The sequence below is a fragment of the Roseibium suaedae genome (assembly GCF_900142725.1).
Lineage (GTDB): Bacteria > Pseudomonadota > Alphaproteobacteria > Rhizobiales > Stappiaceae > Roseibium > Roseibium suaedae.
Genome location: NZ_FRBW01000002.1, coordinates 727,023 through 742,682 on the forward strand (window position 1 = coordinate 727,023; position 15,660 = coordinate 742,682).

The 15,660-nt window shown below is 61.9% G+C and carries 13 protein-coding genes and 1 other RNA gene; all 14 read right to left on the minus strand.

Going from position 1 to position 15,660, the window contains the following annotated elements; all coding sequences use genetic code 11:
* Positions 1 to 28: 28 nt before the first annotated feature.
* Positions 29 to 955, minus strand: coding sequence for a D-alanine--D-alanine ligase (locus BUA94_RS10415; RefSeq protein ID WP_073012694.1), 927 nt, complete (start codon positions 953 to 955; stop codon positions 29 to 31).
* Entirely contained in the window at positions 955 to 1,926 is a 972-nt protein-coding gene (gene murB / locus BUA94_RS10420; RefSeq protein ID WP_073012696.1) for a UDP-N-acetylmuramate dehydrogenase, read from the minus strand. The genes BUA94_RS10415 and murB overlap by 1 nt, the downstream gene beginning before the upstream one ends.
* Entirely contained in the window at positions 1,923 to 3,338 is a 1,416-nt protein-coding gene (gene murC / locus BUA94_RS10425) for a UDP-N-acetylmuramate--L-alanine ligase (RefSeq protein WP_073012698.1), read from the minus strand. The genes murB and murC overlap by 4 nt, the downstream gene beginning before the upstream one ends.
* Positions 3,335 to 4,453 (minus strand): undecaprenyldiphospho-muramoylpentapeptide beta-N-acetylglucosaminyltransferase, encoded by a 1,119-nt coding sequence (gene murG, locus BUA94_RS10430; RefSeq protein WP_073012700.1) that lies wholly within the window; start codon positions 4,451 to 4,453, stop codon positions 3,335 to 3,337. The genes murC and murG overlap by 4 nt, the downstream gene beginning before the upstream one ends.
* Positions 4,454 to 4,472: 19 nt before the next feature.
* Positions 4,473 to 5,630, minus strand: coding sequence for an FtsW/RodA/SpoVE family cell cycle protein (locus BUA94_RS10435; RefSeq protein WP_073012702.1), 1,158 nt, complete (start codon positions 5,628 to 5,630; stop codon positions 4,473 to 4,475).
* Complete coding sequence (gene murD / locus BUA94_RS10440) at positions 5,630 to 7,030, minus strand: UDP-N-acetylmuramoyl-L-alanine--D-glutamate ligase (RefSeq protein ID WP_073012704.1); 1,401 nt, start codon at positions 7,028 to 7,030, stop codon at positions 5,630 to 5,632. Before murD ends, BUA94_RS10435 begins: the two co-directional genes overlap by 1 nt.
* 7 nt (positions 7,031 to 7,037) lie before the next feature.
* Positions 7,038 to 8,120, minus strand: a complete 1,083-nt coding sequence (gene mraY, locus BUA94_RS10445; protein ID WP_073012707.1) for a phospho-N-acetylmuramoyl-pentapeptide-transferase — start codon at positions 8,118 to 8,120, stop codon at positions 7,038 to 7,040.
* A 9-nt stretch (positions 8,121 to 8,129) separates the two neighbouring features.
* Entirely contained in the window at positions 8,130 to 9,560 is a 1,431-nt protein-coding gene (locus tag BUA94_RS10450; protein ID WP_073012711.1) for a UDP-N-acetylmuramoylalanyl-D-glutamyl-2,6-diaminopimelate--D-alanyl-D-alanine ligase, read from the minus strand.
* Entirely contained in the window at positions 9,557 to 11,041 is a 1,485-nt protein-coding gene (locus tag BUA94_RS10455) for a UDP-N-acetylmuramoyl-L-alanyl-D-glutamate--2,6-diaminopimelate ligase (RefSeq protein WP_073012715.1), read from the minus strand. The genes BUA94_RS10450 and BUA94_RS10455 overlap by 4 nt, the downstream gene beginning before the upstream one ends.
* 86 nt (positions 11,042 to 11,127) lie before the next feature.
* Complete coding sequence (locus BUA94_RS10460; protein ID WP_073012718.1) at positions 11,128 to 12,846, minus strand: peptidoglycan D,D-transpeptidase FtsI family protein; 1,719 nt, start codon at positions 12,844 to 12,846, stop codon at positions 11,128 to 11,130.
* Positions 12,847 to 12,853: 7 nt separating this feature from the next.
* Positions 12,854 to 13,213, minus strand: a complete 360-nt coding sequence (gene ftsL, locus BUA94_RS10465; RefSeq protein WP_073012721.1) for a cell division protein FtsL — start codon at positions 13,211 to 13,213, stop codon at positions 12,854 to 12,856.
* 3 nt (positions 13,214 to 13,216) lie between these two features.
* On the minus strand, positions 13,217 to 14,269 hold the full coding sequence (rsmH, locus tag BUA94_RS10470; RefSeq protein ID WP_073012724.1) for a 16S rRNA (cytosine(1402)-N(4))-methyltransferase RsmH: 1,053 nt from the start codon (positions 14,267 to 14,269) through the stop codon (positions 13,217 to 13,219).
* Positions 14,266 to 14,736 carry a division/cell wall cluster transcriptional repressor MraZ gene (locus BUA94_RS10475; protein WP_073012727.1) on the minus strand — a complete coding sequence of 157 codons (471 nt, stop codon included), beginning with the start codon at positions 14,734 to 14,736 and terminating at the stop codon, positions 14,266 to 14,268. Before BUA94_RS10475 ends, rsmH begins: the two co-directional genes overlap by 4 nt.
* Positions 14,737 to 15,259: 523 nt before the next feature.
* Positions 15,260 to 15,657, minus strand: an RNA gene (rnpB, locus tag BUA94_RS10480) — RNase P RNA component class A.
* Positions 15,658 to 15,660 lie beyond the last annotated feature (3 nt).

Here is a 15,660-nt window from a genome sequence, read left to right on the forward strand (position 1 = left end):
GACAAAGCTTCCCGTTTCCTGTTTCGTCCTATCGACAGCAACTTGCGTCCTCGACCATCCAGCTGACCAGGTCCTGAAAACTCAACCCCTCATGCGCTGCCATTTCCGGCACCAGAGAGGTAGGCGTCATGCCTGGCTGTGTGTTCACTTCTAGGCAAATCAGCTCGTAACTTCCGTCTTCCCGTTCATCGAACCGGAAATCGGCCCGGGAGACTCCCCGGCATCCGAGCGCCTGATGCGCCTTTAACGCTAGTGTCTGTACTTCTTGGTAAACAATCGGTGAAAGTTTTGCAGGAAGAATGTGTTTTGACCCACCTTTTGCATATTTTGCATCGTAGTCGTAGAAGCCCGGCCCCGTCGGAATGATGTCGATGATGCCAAGGGCCCTGTCGCCCATCACACCACAGGTCAACTCACGCCCGGAAATGTAGCGTTCGCACATCAAAACGTCGGGATACCGCCATTCTTCGCTGGTCAGTTCCTGTGGCGGGTAAGGGTTGTCATCCTTCACGATCAGCACCCCGAAACTGGAGCCTTCGTTGATCGGTTTGATCACGTAAGGCGGCTTCATCGGGTGCTGATTGCCAATTTCAAAACGGTTAACGATTAAGTGGTCGGTAACCTTAACGCCGGCCGCTGCCATGACCGCTTTGGCCTTGATCTTGTTCATTGCCACAGACGACGCCATGACGCCGGAATGGGTGTATGGGATCTCAAGAAATTCCAGGATGCCCTGAATGCAGCCGTCCTCGCCGAACGGGCCATGCAGCGCATTGAAGGCCACATCGGGCTTCAGAGCCTTCAGGACAGCCGAAACGTCCCGGTCCACATCTACCCTCGTGACACGGTAGCCGGCCTCTTCCAGAGCCGTCGCACAGGCATTCCCGGACGAAAGGCTGACAGGCCGTTCATTGACCCAGCCGCCCATCAGTACCGCAACGTGTTTGCCTGCCATCAATCCTGCTCCTCAAGGCTGCCAAGGAAGGGCTTGATCGCGCCCTCCCCGCCCGGCTTTCCCAGCCGCTTGATTTCCCACTCCAGCTTGACGCCGCTGTCGGCGAAGACCCGCTGGCGAACCGTTTCGCCCAGAAGCTCCAAATCATGAGCCGTGGCCGAACCGGTGTTGATCATGAAATTGCAATGCAATTCCGACATTTGTGCGCCGCCTATGGTCAATCCACGGCAACCGGCTGCATCAATCACCTTCCAGGCAGAGTTGCCGGGCGGGTTCTTGAATGTGGACCCTCCGGTTTTCTCGCGGATCGGCTGGGCTTTTTCCCGGTGCGCAACCACTTCGGCCATCTCGGTCCGGATCGTTTCCTCGCTGGCCGGAAGACCTTCAAACACCGCGCCGGTGAAGATCAGATCCTTCGACGCGCCGGAATGGCGGTAGGCGTAATCCATGTCCGCATTGGTCAGCACGTGACGCGCGCCCTTGCGGTCGACAGCCGTCAGTTCCACCATCCGCTGGCAGGTTTCCGTGCCGTGGGCTCCTGCATTCATGCGAAGTGCGCCGCCGACACCGCCCGGGATGCCCGTGTAGAAGGCAAAACCGCCGAGGCCAGCTTTGGCAGCGGCTTCCGCCAGACGCTTGTCCGGCACAGCAGCCCCTGCCCGCAGACGATTGCCGCCAAGCTCTTCGATACTGCCAAATCCCTTGGCGCTCAGGCGGATGACAACACCCTCAAGCCCGCCATCCCGGATCAACAGATTGGAGCCGAGGCCGACAGGCAGAACCGGCATGTCTTCCGGCAACCTGGAGAGAAACAGCGCCAGATCATCCTCGTCCGCCGGCTGGAACAGAAGCTGCGCCGGTCCACCGACGCGGAACCATGTCACCGCGGCCAACGGCTGATTTGCCACCAGCGAGCCCCGGATGCCTTCACCCAGACCGGAAATCTCTTGCAGGAGATCAGGAAAGCTCACGCGCCTGCCTCCAGAGCCTTCTTCAGGCCTTCCGGCAGGGCATAGGCCCATTGGGTGATGTTCCCCGCCCCGAGGCAGACCACATAGTCACCCGGCTTGGCGAAACCCGCCACCACAGATGCCAGCTGATCCGGACCGTCGATGGCAACGACAGAGCGGTGCCCGCGCGTCTTGAGACCAGAGACCAGATCCTGATGGCTTGCGCCTTCGATCGGCTGCTCGCCCGCCGCATAGACCGGCGCGACAATCACCGTATCGGCATCGTTGAAGCAGTTGGAAAAATCATCGAACAGGCTGTGCAGACGGGTGTAGCGATGCGGCTGCACCACGGCGATGACCTTGCCCTTGGAGGACTCGCGTGCGGCATGCAGCACGGCGCGGATTTCGACCGGGTGGTGGCCATAATCATCAAAGACATCGATGCCATTGACGTTGCCCGTGTGGGTGAAGCGGCGCTTCACCCCGCCGAAGGCGCTGAGGCCCTTGCGGATCTGTTCGGCGGAAACCCCAAGCTGCCAGGCGACCGCGATAGCCGCTGTCGCGTTGGACACATTGTGAAGACCCGGCATCGGTAGAACCAGATCGTTGATCTCGGTGACCGCGCCAGTGCGGCGATCACGAATGGTCACGGAGAACTGGGACCGGCCACCGTCCATGGAGACATTGGTGAAGCGGACATCCGCCTGCGGATTGGTGCCATAGGTGACGATCCGGCGATCCTCGATCTGGCCGATCAGGGTCTGCACTTCCGGATGATCCAGGCACATGACCGCAAAGCCGTAGAAGGGCACGTTCTCGACGAACTGGCGGAAGGCTGCGCGGACACCGGCGAAGTCGCCATAGTGATCCAGATGCTCGGGGTCGATGTTGGTCACAACGGCAACGTCAGCCGGAAGCTTGACGAAGGTGCCGTCGCTTTCATCGGCCTCCACAACCATCCAGTCCCCTGCCCCCATGCGGGCATTTGTGCCGTAGGCGTTGATGATGCCGCCGTTGATGACCGTCGGATCCAGCGTCCCGGCATCCAGTAGCGCGGCGATCATGGACGTGGTGGTCGTCTTGCCGTGGGTGCCGCCAATGGCGATGGCCTGCTTGAAGCGCATCAGTTCGGCCAGCATCTCGGCGCGGCGGACCACGGGGATCAGACGCTCGCGGGCCGCAACCAGCTCCGGATTGTCACGCTTGATGGCGGACGAGACAACCAGCACTTCGGCGTCACCCAGGTTCTCGGCCGTATGACCGACCATCACCTTGATGCCGTTTTCGCGAAGACGCTGCACATTGGCGTTTTCAGCCATGTCCGACCCTTGCACGGTATAGCCGAGGGTTTTCAACACCTCGGCGATCCCGCTCATGCCGATGCCCCCGATCCCGACGAAGTGAATCGGACCGATGTCCTGCGGCATTTTCATGCGCCGTCTCCTTTGAGAATGATTGCTCCGGAAGCCACTTGCTCGACCAGGTCGGCCAGACGCTGAACTGCATCGGCCTTGCCCTGGCTGCGGGCCACGTCCGCGGCCTTGCGAAGGGTTTCCGGTGTGCCCATCAGGCACGTGATTTCATGAGCCAGCCGTTCGGCCGACAGTTCCCCTTGCGGGATGACGAAAGCGCCGCCAACGGCTTCAAGGCCGCGAGCGTTGACCATCTGGTCCTGATCCAGCGCGCCGGGCAGCGGAACAAGGATGGACGGACGGCCGATAGCCGTCAGTTCGCTCACGGACGATGCTCCTGACCGGCAGATCACTAGATGGCTCGCGGCAATCCGGGACGGCATGTCGGTGAAGAAGCTGTTCAGCTCCGCATGAATGCCGAGAGCCTGATACTCGGCGCGCACCCGCTCCAGATCCTCCGGGCGGCACTGCTGCACCAGGTGCAGCCTTGCGCGCTGCGGCTCGGACAGAAGCTTCAAGGCAGGCGGCAGTGCATCGGAGAAGAACTTGGCGCCCTGGGAGCCACCGAACACCAACAGGCGGAAAAGACCGTCTGCTTGCTGATCGGGATAAGGTACGCGCGCCGCATCGATCACCGCATCGCGAACCGGATTTCCAGTCTCGACGCATTTGCGAGCGAGTGCAGGATCAAGCCCTTTCAGCGGCGAGGAAATGGCGATCGCTGTCACACCCTTGGCCAGCATCCGGTTTGCCCGGCCCATCACTCCATTGGCTTCGTGAAGGATCGACGGCGTGCCTGTCATCCTTGCTGCAAACATCGGCGGAAAGGTCGGATAGCCACCGAAGCCGACGACGACGGATGGCTGCAGACGCCTGATCACCGAACGGGCCTGCAAGGTGCCACGCAGCAGGCTGAGGCCCGTCTTGATGATGGATACCGGCGAGCGGCCCCGCAGGGTTTCGGAGGCAATGATGTGAACATCCCGGGCAGGAAAGGCGCTGCCGTATTTGTCGGCGCGCTCATCCGTGGCCAGCTCGACGTCATAGCCGCGCCGGATCAGTTCGCTTGCCAGCGACTGGGCGGGAAACAAATGGCCACCGGTACCACCGGCAGTAAGCAAAATCGGCTTGGTCATATTCTTTGTCTGCGGCCTCTTACATCAGGCTCGAAGGGGAAAGTCGGCTGATCGTCACCACATCCACATGGCTGGGGCGCGGGCGCTTGCGCGTGAGCGCAAGAATGCCGCCTGCCACCATGGCCGAGGACAGAAGCGAAGAACCGCCATAGGAAATGAACGGCAGGGTCATGCCCTTGGGCGGCATCAGGTGCAGGTTCACCGCCAGATTAATGCCCGCCTGCAAACCGAAGAGAACCGTGAGACCAGCCGTCGCCAGACGGCTGAAAGCATCCTGATCCTTGCTGGCGTGGCTGAGGCCGCGCAATACGATGAAGGCGAAGATCAGAACCATGAACATGCAGACGATGATGCCGAATTCCTCGGCGACCACCGCGAAGATAAAGTCGGTGTGGCTATCCGGAAGGATCAGTTTCACGGTGCCTTCCCCCGGCCCTCGGCCGAACCAGCCGCCGGACAGGAACGAGTCCATCGCCGTATCCACCTGGAACGTGTCGCCAGAGGACGGATCAAGGAAGCGGTTCACACGGTTGGTCACGTGCGGCAGGAACATATAGGCTGCCGCCAGTCCCCCGACCCCGGCGACCCCGAGCCCCATGATCGCGAACCATGGCAGGCCGTTCAGGAAGAACAGGCTGGCCCAGACGAGGCCCAGCAGCATGGTCTGGCCGAAGTCCGGCTGGGCGATCAGCAGCGCCGCACACATGACGAACAGCAGCACGGAGAAGGCGACGCCCGGAACTTCGCGCCGCCGGCCAGACTCAGACAGGAGGAAGGCGACCAGAACCACGAAGGCGGGCTTCAGGGTTTCAGACGGCTGCAGGGAGAAGCCGGCGACATAGATCCAGCGGCGGGAGCCCTTGGCTTCCATGCCGAGGAACAGCGTCGCCACCATCATGATCAGCGAGATGATGAAGATCACCAATGCAACCCGCCGCACCATGCGCGGTGTCAGCAGGGAACCGGCCAGCATGATCATCAGGCCGGGCAGCATGAACATGGCCTGGCGCTTGACGAAATAGAAGGTTTCCACCCCGATGCGCGCGGCAACGGGGGGGCTTGCGGCGAAGGACAGCACGACACCGCCGATCATCAGCAGCAGGAAGGCAGCCAGAAGGTAGTGGTCCACAGTCCACAACCATTCGGCAAAGCGGCTTCGATCGGCGCGGCTAACCATCAGGCAACCTCCTCGCTGGAGCGGATGATATCCAGAGACCGGACAGCCTCGGCAAAGGCGGTCCCCCGGATTTCAAAATTCGGATACTGGTCAAAGGACGCGCAGGCCGGCGATAGCAAGACGGCAACCTCGGCAGCAGGGTCCTGCGCCGCGTCGCGGGCTGCGTCACGGACGGCCTTGTCCAGCGTGCCGCTGATCTCGACTTCGGCCTTGCCCTTGAGCGTTTCGGCAAAAGCGTTTGCGGCTTCACCAATCAGATAGGCCTTGGCGATCTTCGGCAAGAACTCGGCCAGCGGTGTGATCCCGCCCGCCTTGGCCTTGCCGCCCGCAATCCAGTAGATCCGGTCAAAGCTCGACAGCGCACGGGCAGCGGCGTCCGCGTTGGTTGCCTTGGAGTCGTTGACGAACAGAATGTTGCCGGCACGGGCAACCATCTCCATGCGGTGATGCAGGCCCGGGAAACTGGAAAGCGCAGGCGCGATCTCGGTGGCCGGAATGCCGAGCGCTCTGAGCGCAGCAAAAGCAGCAGCAGCGTTCTGGCCATTGTGCTGGCCGCGCAAGCTGTCAATGCCGCTGAGATCCGCGACCTTTTCGGCAGCGCCATCGTGAGCCTCAAACAGAGCAGGCCATTCGGCATAGATCCCGTCGCGCAGGGAACCGGCGGCCGAAATGCGCCAGACCGGCATGCGGGCCAGATCCTGACGGGAGGCGATTGCCTCGGACATCTCGTCATCCACACCGACAACGGCAATCCGGCTGCCCGCGATCAGGCGTTCCTTGATGGCTGCATAGTTTTCCATGCTGCCGTGCCGGTCCAGATGATCCGGCGACAGGTTCATATGCAGGCCAACCGTCGGATCCAGCGAGGGCGCCAGATCGATCTGATAGGAAGAGCACTCGACGACATAATGGCGGCCCGCTTCCAGCGGCTTCAGATCGAAGACCGGCGTGCCGATGTTGCCGCCGACTTCCGTGTCCCGTCCAAGGGTCTTCAGAAGATGGGCAATCAGGGCCGTGGTGGTCGACTTGCCGTTGGTGCCGGTGATGGCAATCAGAACAGCTTCCGGGCACACGAGACGGCGCTCGCGGCAGAAAAGCTCAATGTCACCGATGATTTCGACACCTGCAGCCCGTGCCTTCTCGACAGTCCAGTGCGGCGCAGGATGGGTCAAGGGAACGCCAGGCGCCAGGACAAGCGCGGAAAAACCGCTCCAGTCCTCATTGCGCAGATCCGCAACGGACAGTCCGGCATCCTTGGCGGTTTGCGTGCGGGCTTCGGCATCGTCCCAGCAAACGACATGCGCACCACCAGCGGCCAGAGCCTTGGCAGTGGACAGGCCTGAGCCGCCCAGTCCGAAGAGGGCGACACGCTTGCCGGAAAGACAGGTGATCGGGATCATCTGGGCCTCACCGCAGCTTCAGCGTCGCGAGGCCGATAAGGGCCAGAACCACCGAAATGATCCAGAAACGGATCACGACCTGAGATTCCGTCCAGCCCTGCAGCTCGAAATGATGGTGGATCGGCGCCATGCGGAACACGCGCTTGCCCGTCAGCTTGAAGGAGAACACCTGCACGATCACGGAGACGGCTTCGAGCACGAACAGGCCGCCGATGATGGCCAGAACGATCTCATGCTTAGTGGCGACAGCGATGGCGCTGATCATGCCGCCAAGGGCGAGCGAACCCGTGTCGCCCATGAAGATGGCGGCGGGCGGCGCATTGAACCACAGGAAGCCCAGACCTGCGCCAACCACGGCGCCTGCGATCACGGCCAGTTCGCCGGTGCCGGGAACATGGTGGATCTGCAGGTAGCTGGCGAAAACCGCGTTACCGGTCAGGTACGCAATCAGGCCAAAGGAAGCGCAGGCGATCATCACCGGCACGATGGCAAGACCGTCAAGACCATCCGTCAGGTTCACGGCATTGCCCGCGCCGACAATCACAAAGGCTGCAAAGGGAATGAAGAAGATGCCGAGATTGATGGTGAGGTCCTTCAGGAACGGAAAGCCGATCGAGGTGGAGAACGGCTGGGAATCCAGAAGGGTAACGATGAAGGCTGCGGTCCCGGCAATCAGGAACTCAAGGCCCAGACGCGCCTTGCTGCCGAAGCCCTTGTGCGAGGCCTTGGTGACCTTCAGGTAGTCATCATAAAAGCCGATCAGGCCGAACCCGATGGTGACGCCGATGACGATCCAGACATAGGGGTTGCTCAGATCCGTCCAGAGCAGCGCTGCGGCCAGCGTGCCGGACAGGATCATCAGGCCGCCCATGGTCGGCGTGCCCTTCTTCAGAAGATGGCTTTCAGGACCATCCGCACGGATCGGCTGGCCCTTGCCCTGGCGGATGCGCAGGCTGGCAATGATGCGGGGACCGAAGAGGAACACGAACAGCAGGGCCGTCATGATGGCCCCGCCCGTCCGGAACGTGATGTAGCGGAACACGTTCAGTGCTGAAATCTGGTCGGCAAGATCGCCAAGGAAATAAAACATCGTTTGTCCTCAAGCCGCCGCGGTATCATCCACGGGCGGGAATTCTTTCTTCAGGGCGTCGACAAGCGGCCCCATACGGGTGCCGAGGGAACCCTTGATCATGATCACGTCGCCGGAGCGGACTTCCGACAGGAGCGTTTCCGTCAGGCCCTTGGCTTCGTCGCTGTAGGCTCCACGGATCGCCTTGGGCAGTTGATCCCATAGCGCATGCATGAAGGGACCGGCGCAGTAGACGACATCCACTGCCGCCTGCTTGACCGGATCGATCAGCTCCGCATGCAGCCGCTCGGAATCCTCGCCAAGCTCGCGCATGTCGCCAAGAACCGCGACCCGGCGTCCCGGACGCTTGACCGGCGCTTCACCAACGACCGCAAGCGCCGCCCGCATGGACGCCGGATTGGCGTTGTAGCTCTCATCGATGAGATTGATGGTGCCGCCCTGGACCTCCAGTTCGGTCACCTCGCCGCGGCCTTTGGGCGAGCGCATGTCGGCAAGTGCCAATCCGGCAAGAGCCAGATCCGCGCCGAGTTCGACCACAGCCGTCAGCACAGCAAGCGTGTTTTTGACGTGATGCCGTCCGGCCGCGCCGATCTTGTAGGTCAGTTCCTGTCCCAGGATCTGCGCCTGAACGCTGGAGTTGCCCGGCTGAAGCGAGACCTTTTCCGCTACGCTATCGGCACCCGGACGCTCACCGAACGTGCGGATATTGCGCACGCCTGCGACGGAGGCCAGGAAACAGAGCAGATCGAACTGGACATTGTCCCGGTTCAAAATGGCAACGCCTTCCGGCTCAAGTCCGTCAAAGATCTCGGCCTTGGCCTTTGCGATCTTCTCCACCGAGCCAAAGAACTCCAGATGCACCGCCTGAACCGTGGTGATGATCGCCACATGCGGGCGCACCATCTTCACCAGTGGCGTGATCTCGCCGGCATGGTTCATGCCGATTTCAAACACGCCATATTCCGTGTCCGCAGGCATCCGCGCCAGGGTCAGGGGCACGCCCCAGTGATTGTTGAAGGAGGCAACAGAGGCATGGACCTTGCCGGACCGCTCAAGGCACAGGCGCAGCGCTTCCTTGGTGCTGGTCTTGCCGACGGAGCCGGTGACCGCAACGATCCGCGCATGGGTTCGGGCACGGGCTGCCACGCCAAGCTTGCGCAAGGCGTCCAGCGGATCATCCACGATCACATAGCGGCCATCTTCCGGCAGATCCTTGACCCGGTCGGCTGCGACAAGCGCAAGAGACGCCCCCGCGTCCAGAGCCGCCGCAGTAAAATCATGTCCGTCAAACCGGTCGCCAAGAATTGCAACGAAGGCATCGCCCGGCTGCAGTGTCCGGCTATCAATGGAAATGCCGGTGACGAGGTCTGCGACCTCACCGCGGATCTCACCGCCCGTGGCTTCCACAAATGCGTCTCGGGTCCAAAGCGGCTCGCTCATGCGCCGGTCTCCATGGCACTTTCCTGCTCCGCAATTGCCTCGGCAACTGCGTCATGGTCTGAAAAGGGAAGCACCCTGTTGCCGACAATCTGGCCCGTTTCATGGCCCTTGCCGGCAACACACAGAATATCACCCGCCTTGAGCTGGCGGACACCTTCACGGATGGCCTCAGCGCGGTCCGCGATCTCGCGCGCAGCCGGAGCCCCTTTCAGAACCGCTTTGCGGATCAGGGCCGGATCTTCGGAACGTGGATTGTCATCGGTAACGATCACGAAGTCGGCCCGCTCCTGAGCAGCCTTGCCCATCAGCTGGCGCTTGCCCGGATCCCGGTCGCCGCCAGCACCGATGATCACACCAAGGCGGCCGCTCGCAAACGGGCGCAGGGCCGCCAGGGCGTTTTCCAGCGCATCCGGCTTGTGGGCATAGTCGACCACAACGAGGCCGCCACTCTTGGTCTTGCCCGAAAACTCAAGACGGCCCGGAGCCCCCTTGATGTTCTCAAGCGCCCGCAGCACTGGCCCCGTATCGAGACCCGAGGCAATGGCGAGGCCTGCAGCCGTCAGCGCATTGGAAACCTGGAAACGGCCGATCAGCGGCAGAGTGACAGTGTAGTTGCCGCGCGGCGTTTCCAGCGTCAGGACCTGACCGAAGCCCGAGGGACGCAATCCCGTGAGCTTGAGGGTCTTGCCCGTTTCGCCAACCGTCAGAAGCTGAAGTCCACGGTCCTGCGCAATTGAAATCACCCGGTCGGCATATTTCTCGCCCGGATCCACCACCACCGTGCCGCCCTTGGGCAACAGGTCGCGGAACAGGCGCAGCTTGGCCGTCAGATAGTCCTCGACCGTCGGATGGTAATCCATATGATCGCGGCCAAGGTTGGTAAAGGCGGCAGCCGTCAGGCGCACCCCATCCAGCCGGTGCTGATCAAGGCCATGGCTTGAGGCCTCCAGTGCCAGATGCGTGACGTGATCACGCGCCAGACGATCCAGTTCCTTGTGCAGGCCAACCGGATCCGGCGTCGTCAGTCCGCCATAGCCCTGACCATCGGCCGTGACGGTTCCAAGCGTTCCGAGGCTTGCGGACTTGTGACCGGCACTCTGGAAAATCTGGCGGGTGAATTCTGCAACAGATGTCTTGCCGCTGGTTCCGGTGACAGCGACCACGACCTGAGGCTGGGCGGCATGGAAACGGGCAGCCATAAGCGCAAGGCTGCGGCGCGGATCTTCGCAGCCAAGCAGCACGACAGTTTCAGGCAGCTGGCCGCGGAGCCCTGCAACGGCATCCTGCGCACAGAGAATGGCAACAGCCCCGGCTGCAGCGGCTTGCACGGCAAAGCCTGCGCCATCTGCATGCACACCCTTCAGTGCGGCAAAGAGAAAGCCGGGCAACACCTGGCGGCTGTCTGCCGTCAAACCCGAAATTGCGAGGCTGCCGGCCCCGTCCGGAACCGTCAGGTCCGCAGCAAGCTGTTGCAGTTGCATGTCATTCGTCGATCCGGTTTGTGCGTCGTCATATGGCAATCTGGAAACCGGATTACGGCTGCGACCCCGCCGGTTTCCCTTGCCGCTTAATAAGATACTTCAATCGGCTTTTCACTGTCCTGAAACTGCGGCATCACACCAAGCATGGGAGCCGCCCGGCGGATGATGTTTCCAACCATCGTGGCAGCGTTCATGCCCGCGGTCGCCGGCAAACCCGGACGTTCAGGCTTGGGTTCATCGATCACCGTCAGCACCACATAGCGCGGATCATCCATGGGGAAAGCGGACAGGAAGGAGTTGCGGCGCTTGTTCGAAACATAGCGGCCATGCTCGATCTTTTCCGCCGTTCCGGTCTTGCCGCCAACCACGTAGCCGGGCACTTCCGCCCGCTTGCCCGACCCCCCGCGTTCGGTGACGTTTAGCCGGAAGAGGTAGCGCATCTTGCGGCTCACATCTTCTGAAACAACGCGCGTTCCCAATGCCTTGGCCTGCTCCTGCGTACGCGGGAAGAAGGTCGGGGGCAGAAGGGTGCCGCCATTGACGAGGGCAGCGGCAGCCACAGCCGTCTGCATCGGAGTAACCGAAATGCCGTGACCGAAAGAGATGGTCATGGCAGCCAGTTCGTTCCATTTCGGAGGCAGCAGAGGGGCGGCATTTTCAGGCAGTTCGGTCTTCAGCCGGGTGGTGAGCCCAAGGCGGGTGAAGAACTCCTGCTCCTTCTCGATACCGCTCGTCAGCATCATCTTGATGGTGCCGACGTTGGACGAGTAGATGAAGATTTCCGGCACGGAAAGGATGCGGTTTTTCCCGTGGAAATCCGAAATCGTCCGCCCGTGAGCACGCACCGGACGGCTCGCATCGAAGCTGTCGGTGATCCGGACAGCCCCAGAATCAAGCGCCATGGCCGTCGTGAAGGTCTTGAACACGGAGCCCATTTCGAACACGCCGCCGGTCGCCCGGTTCATGCGCTTCTGCTCGAGCGCCTGGGACCGGTCATTCGGGTCATAGTCCGGCAATGAGGACATGGCGACCACTTCACCGGTCTTCACATCCAGAACGATGCCGACTGCTGCAATGGCCTGATAGAGGTCCATGGCCTTGACCAGTTCATCCCGCACCACATGCTGCACACGCAGATCCATCGCCAGCTTCACCGGCTCCATGGGACGGTCGGAAGCAAAGCCGAGCTTCTGCAGATCGGACAGCCATTGCTGGTCGATATGTCGCTCGATACCGGTCAGACCCTGGTTGTCGATGTTGACCGACCCGATGATGTGACCGGCAGTCGGACCGCCCGGATAGAAGCGCTGATTTTCCGACAGGAAGCCGATACCGGGAAGACCCAGGTTATGCACCTTGGTCACCTGGTCGGGTGTCAGTTCGCGCTTGAGCCAGACGAACCCCGCGCGGCTGTCGAGACGGCGCTGCACGATGTCCCGGTCCAGATCCGGCAAGACACGCGTCAGGCCATCAACTGCCTCATCCACATCAACGATGCGGCGCGGCTCGGCATAGAGCGACGAGGTCTTGATGTCGGTGGCCAGGATCTCGCCGTTCCGGTCCAGCAGGTCGGGCCGGGAGGCTGCGACCGTATCCTGCGCGGAGATCAGCGCCTGGGACGGCTGCTCTTCCATCTGCGCCAGCATGGTCAGCCGTCCGCCAATCACCAGAAAACCCATCAGGAAACTGGCCATGACAATATAGACGCGGGATTTCACCGCGCCTGAAGATATGGAACCGGCAGAAGCCCGCGGCCGGGACCGGCGGACTTGAAGGAAGGACTGGGTTTCGGCGGTGAGTGTCATGCTGGCCTCACCGGATCACGGCTGCAGTGGCGCCAGCATAGCCGCTGAGCGGCTCGCTTCCGCCGATCGGCTCAAGGGTGACAGGGCGCGGCGGCAATTCGTCCAGCGTCACGATCTGCTTCACTTCAAGGGGCTGCAGCTGAAGGTATTCGTTGTAACGGTCGACAAGATGCTGCAGCCGGTCAGGCTGGTTCAGGGTGCTCCACTCAGCCCTCAACAAACGGATCGCCGCATGTTCTGCGTCGATCTCGCGCTGCAATTCGGACACATGCGACGCGGACTTGGTCGCCGCGAGCTTCATGTCGTAAACGGCGGCCGCACCGACCACCACAAGCAGGATGAAGACGAAATTGAGATAGCGGCCCATGGCTCAGCCCCCTAGCCCGTGAAACTCGGCGAGACGCGGCACGCCGATGGAGTGGATGTCGAGATCGCGGGCCGCCTCTGCGGTCCGTCTGCCGGCGCGGAGCTTGGCGGACCGGGCGCGCGGGTTCGCGGCGGTCTCTGCCTCGGTCGGCTCCACAGCCTTGCGGGCGATCAGTTCGAAAGTTGCAGGCGGAACATCCTCTTCCGGCAAATGCCGGGAGCCGCCGCCGCGGACCTTGGTGCGGTCGGCAAAGAACTTCTTCACCAGACGGTCTTCCAGAGAATGGAAGCTCACGATCACCAGACGGCCGCCGGGCTTCAGGATCCGCTCGGCAGCAGACAGCGCCTTCGCCGCCTGATGCAGCTCGCCGTTCACATAGATGCGCAATCCCTGGAACGTCCGTGTCGCCGGGTGGATCTGCGCCTTCTTGGGCGAGCGGCCAAGCACCTTCTCGATCAGGTTGGCGAGGTCCGCCGTGCGTGTCAGCGGCTTTTCCTTGCGGGCATTGTCGATGGCATGCGCCACGGTCGTTGCACGCTTTTCCTCACCCAGAAGACCGATGATGCGGATCAGGTCGCGCACGGGCAGAGAATTGACCACGTCCGCAGCAGAAGGCCCTGCCTGCTCCATGCGCATGTCCAGCGGTCCGTCGCGCATGAAGGAAAAGCCGCGATCGGCCTGATCCAGCTGCATGGACGAAACGCCGAGATCAAGAACGACCCCGTCAACACCCTCATGCCCGAGCGAACGGGCATGCATTTCCAGATCTGCAAACTGCCCCGGAACAAGTGTCAGGCGGCCGTTCGACGCCTCGACCAGCGGCTGACCACCGGCGATGGCATCCGGGTCACGGTCAACGCCGATAACACGGGCACCAGCTTCCAGCAGCGCACGGCTGTAGCCGCCTGCGCCAAAGGTGCCATCGATGATGACTTCATCCGGCTTCGCGGAAAGATGCTCGAGGACAGGACCCAGGAGGACCGGCACATGACGCGCTGGTCCGCCAGCGTCATTTGCTGCCAGGGAGGCAGCGCCTGTTTCGCCGCGCGCCGTCATGCCAGCCCCCCTTGCGCCTGTGCCGGGACGACCTGCCCCGACAACATTGCGAGCGCGCGCTTTGCGGCCTCAGCGCGATGCTCGCGGAAACGCTCCGGCTCCCAGATCTGGAACTTGTAACCAAGTCCGGCAAAGGTGACCTGATCGGTGATGCCCGTGTGGTCGCGGATCATGTCGGAGATCACGACACGTCCATCCCCGTCGATCTTTGGCGTCTCGCTCGCACCAAACAGGGCGATGGCAAGAGCGTCGTGATCCGGGGTGAGTTTGGCAAAGGCATCCAATCGGGTCTGGATCTGCGCCAGCAGGTCATTGCCACCGGCATCCACTGCCTGAGAATGGGCAGAGGCAATGCAGTAGAGGCCCTCATATCCGTCTTTGGCCAGCACCGCGCGGAAAGACGCAGGGATCGACACGCGACCCTTGGCATCCAGCCGGTTAGTGAAGTGCGAGACGAAGCCGGCCATAAACCCTCTCTAGGCAGACCTTTCAGGTCTGACGAAGCCCAAATACCCTGATGAACGGAAAGAACGGCCAACTGCGGCCACGCGGCGGATCCATCTGGTCCCTGCGTCCGGTCCAAAGATGGGCCGAAACTCCCCGTTCTGGGTCTATATGGGATAACATGGGATTTCATGGGAGGTCAATGGAAAGGACTGGAATCCTCTGGCCCTGAACCGGTCACCGCCCTCCTGTCTTGATGCCACAATATGGTTAACGAAGGCTTGACTTCACTTAAGAATCGGAGTCCCGGAAGCCCCTGACCGCTGCCAAATTGACGTTGCGGAATCAACAGTTCGAAATTGGTTAAACTTGTGGACATCCGGGGGACAGCCAACAGCCGATTGCTGCACTGCAGCTTCAACCCGGTCTGACAGCAAAAAATCAGGTCAATTCGACGCGCCGGACATGGGAACAGGCGTTCGCTCTCACTGCTGATTTGCAGCAGCGAGCCCAACGCATCATGCAGACGGAGGTCAGGGGGATAGAAATGCCAGTTGGCCTGTAAGCCGGGTTCTGTATGGCACGGACCCGAAGATCCGCACGCGACAGCCATTCATCTGGGACGGCCGTTGCCGGACGCCTCTCGCAACCAACCCGGGTGACTGGCCTGGAAACCGGCCTGGGCGTCAAGCGCCCGCGCCACCCCTATTCGGTTTTGCTCCCGGTGGGGTTTACCGTGCCGCGTCCGTTACCGTCCGCGCGGTGGGCTCTTACCCCACCCTTTCACCCTTACCCCGGACAGGTCCGGGGCGGTTTGCTTTCTGTGGCACTTTCCCTAGGGTCGCCCCCGCCGGGCGTTACCCGGCACCGTGTTTCCTTGGAGCCCGGACTTTCCTCCCCCGCGGCCTTTCGGCACTTGCGGCAGCGGCTGTCCGGCCAACTGGCCA

What these genes read in the sequence shown, in the direction of transcription:
- murD (WP_073012704.1), bottom strand. Translation starts at nt 7,030, where the DNA reads ATGATCCCGATCACCTGTCTTTCCGGCAAGCGTGTCGCCCTCTTCGGA.
- mraY (WP_073012707.1), bottom strand. Translation starts at nt 8,120, where the DNA reads ATGTTTTATTTCCTTGGCGATCTTGCCGACCAGATTTCAGCACTGAAC.
- murG (WP_073012700.1), bottom strand. Translation starts at nt 4,453, where the DNA reads ATGACCAAGCCGATTTTGCTTACTGCCGGTGGTACCGGTGGCCATTTG.
- BUA94_RS10435 (WP_073012702.1), bottom strand. Translation starts at nt 5,630, where the DNA reads ATGGTTAGCCGCGCCGATCGAAGCCGCTTTGCCGAATGGTTGTGGACT.
- BUA94_RS10460 (WP_073012718.1), bottom strand. Translation starts at nt 12,846, where the DNA reads ATGACACTCACCGCCGAAACCCAGTCCTTCCTTCAAGTCCGCCGGTCC.
- BUA94_RS10450 (WP_073012711.1), bottom strand. Translation starts at nt 9,560, where the DNA reads ATGAGCGAGCCGCTTTGGACCCGAGACGCATTTGTGGAAGCCACGGGC.
- ftsL (WP_073012721.1), bottom strand. Translation starts at nt 13,213, where the DNA reads ATGGGCCGCTATCTCAATTTCGTCTTCATCCTGCTTGTGGTGGTCGGT.
- BUA94_RS10475 (WP_073012727.1), bottom strand. Translation starts at nt 14,736, where the DNA reads ATGGCCGGCTTCGTCTCGCACTTCACTAACCGGCTGGATGCCAAGGGT.
- rsmH (WP_073012724.1), bottom strand. Translation starts at nt 14,269, where the DNA reads ATGACGGCGCGCGGCGAAACAGGCGCTGCCTCCCTGGCAGCAAATGAC.
- BUA94_RS10455 (WP_073012715.1), bottom strand. Translation starts at nt 11,041, where the DNA reads ATGCAACTGCAACAGCTTGCTGCGGACCTGACGGTTCCGGACGGGGCC.
- murC (WP_073012698.1), bottom strand. Translation starts at nt 3,338, where the DNA reads ATGAAAATGCCGCAGGACATCGGTCCGATTCACTTCGTCGGGATCGGG.
- BUA94_RS10415 (WP_073012694.1), bottom strand. Translation starts at nt 955, where the DNA reads ATGGCAGGCAAACACGTTGCGGTACTGATGGGCGGCTGGGTCAATGAA.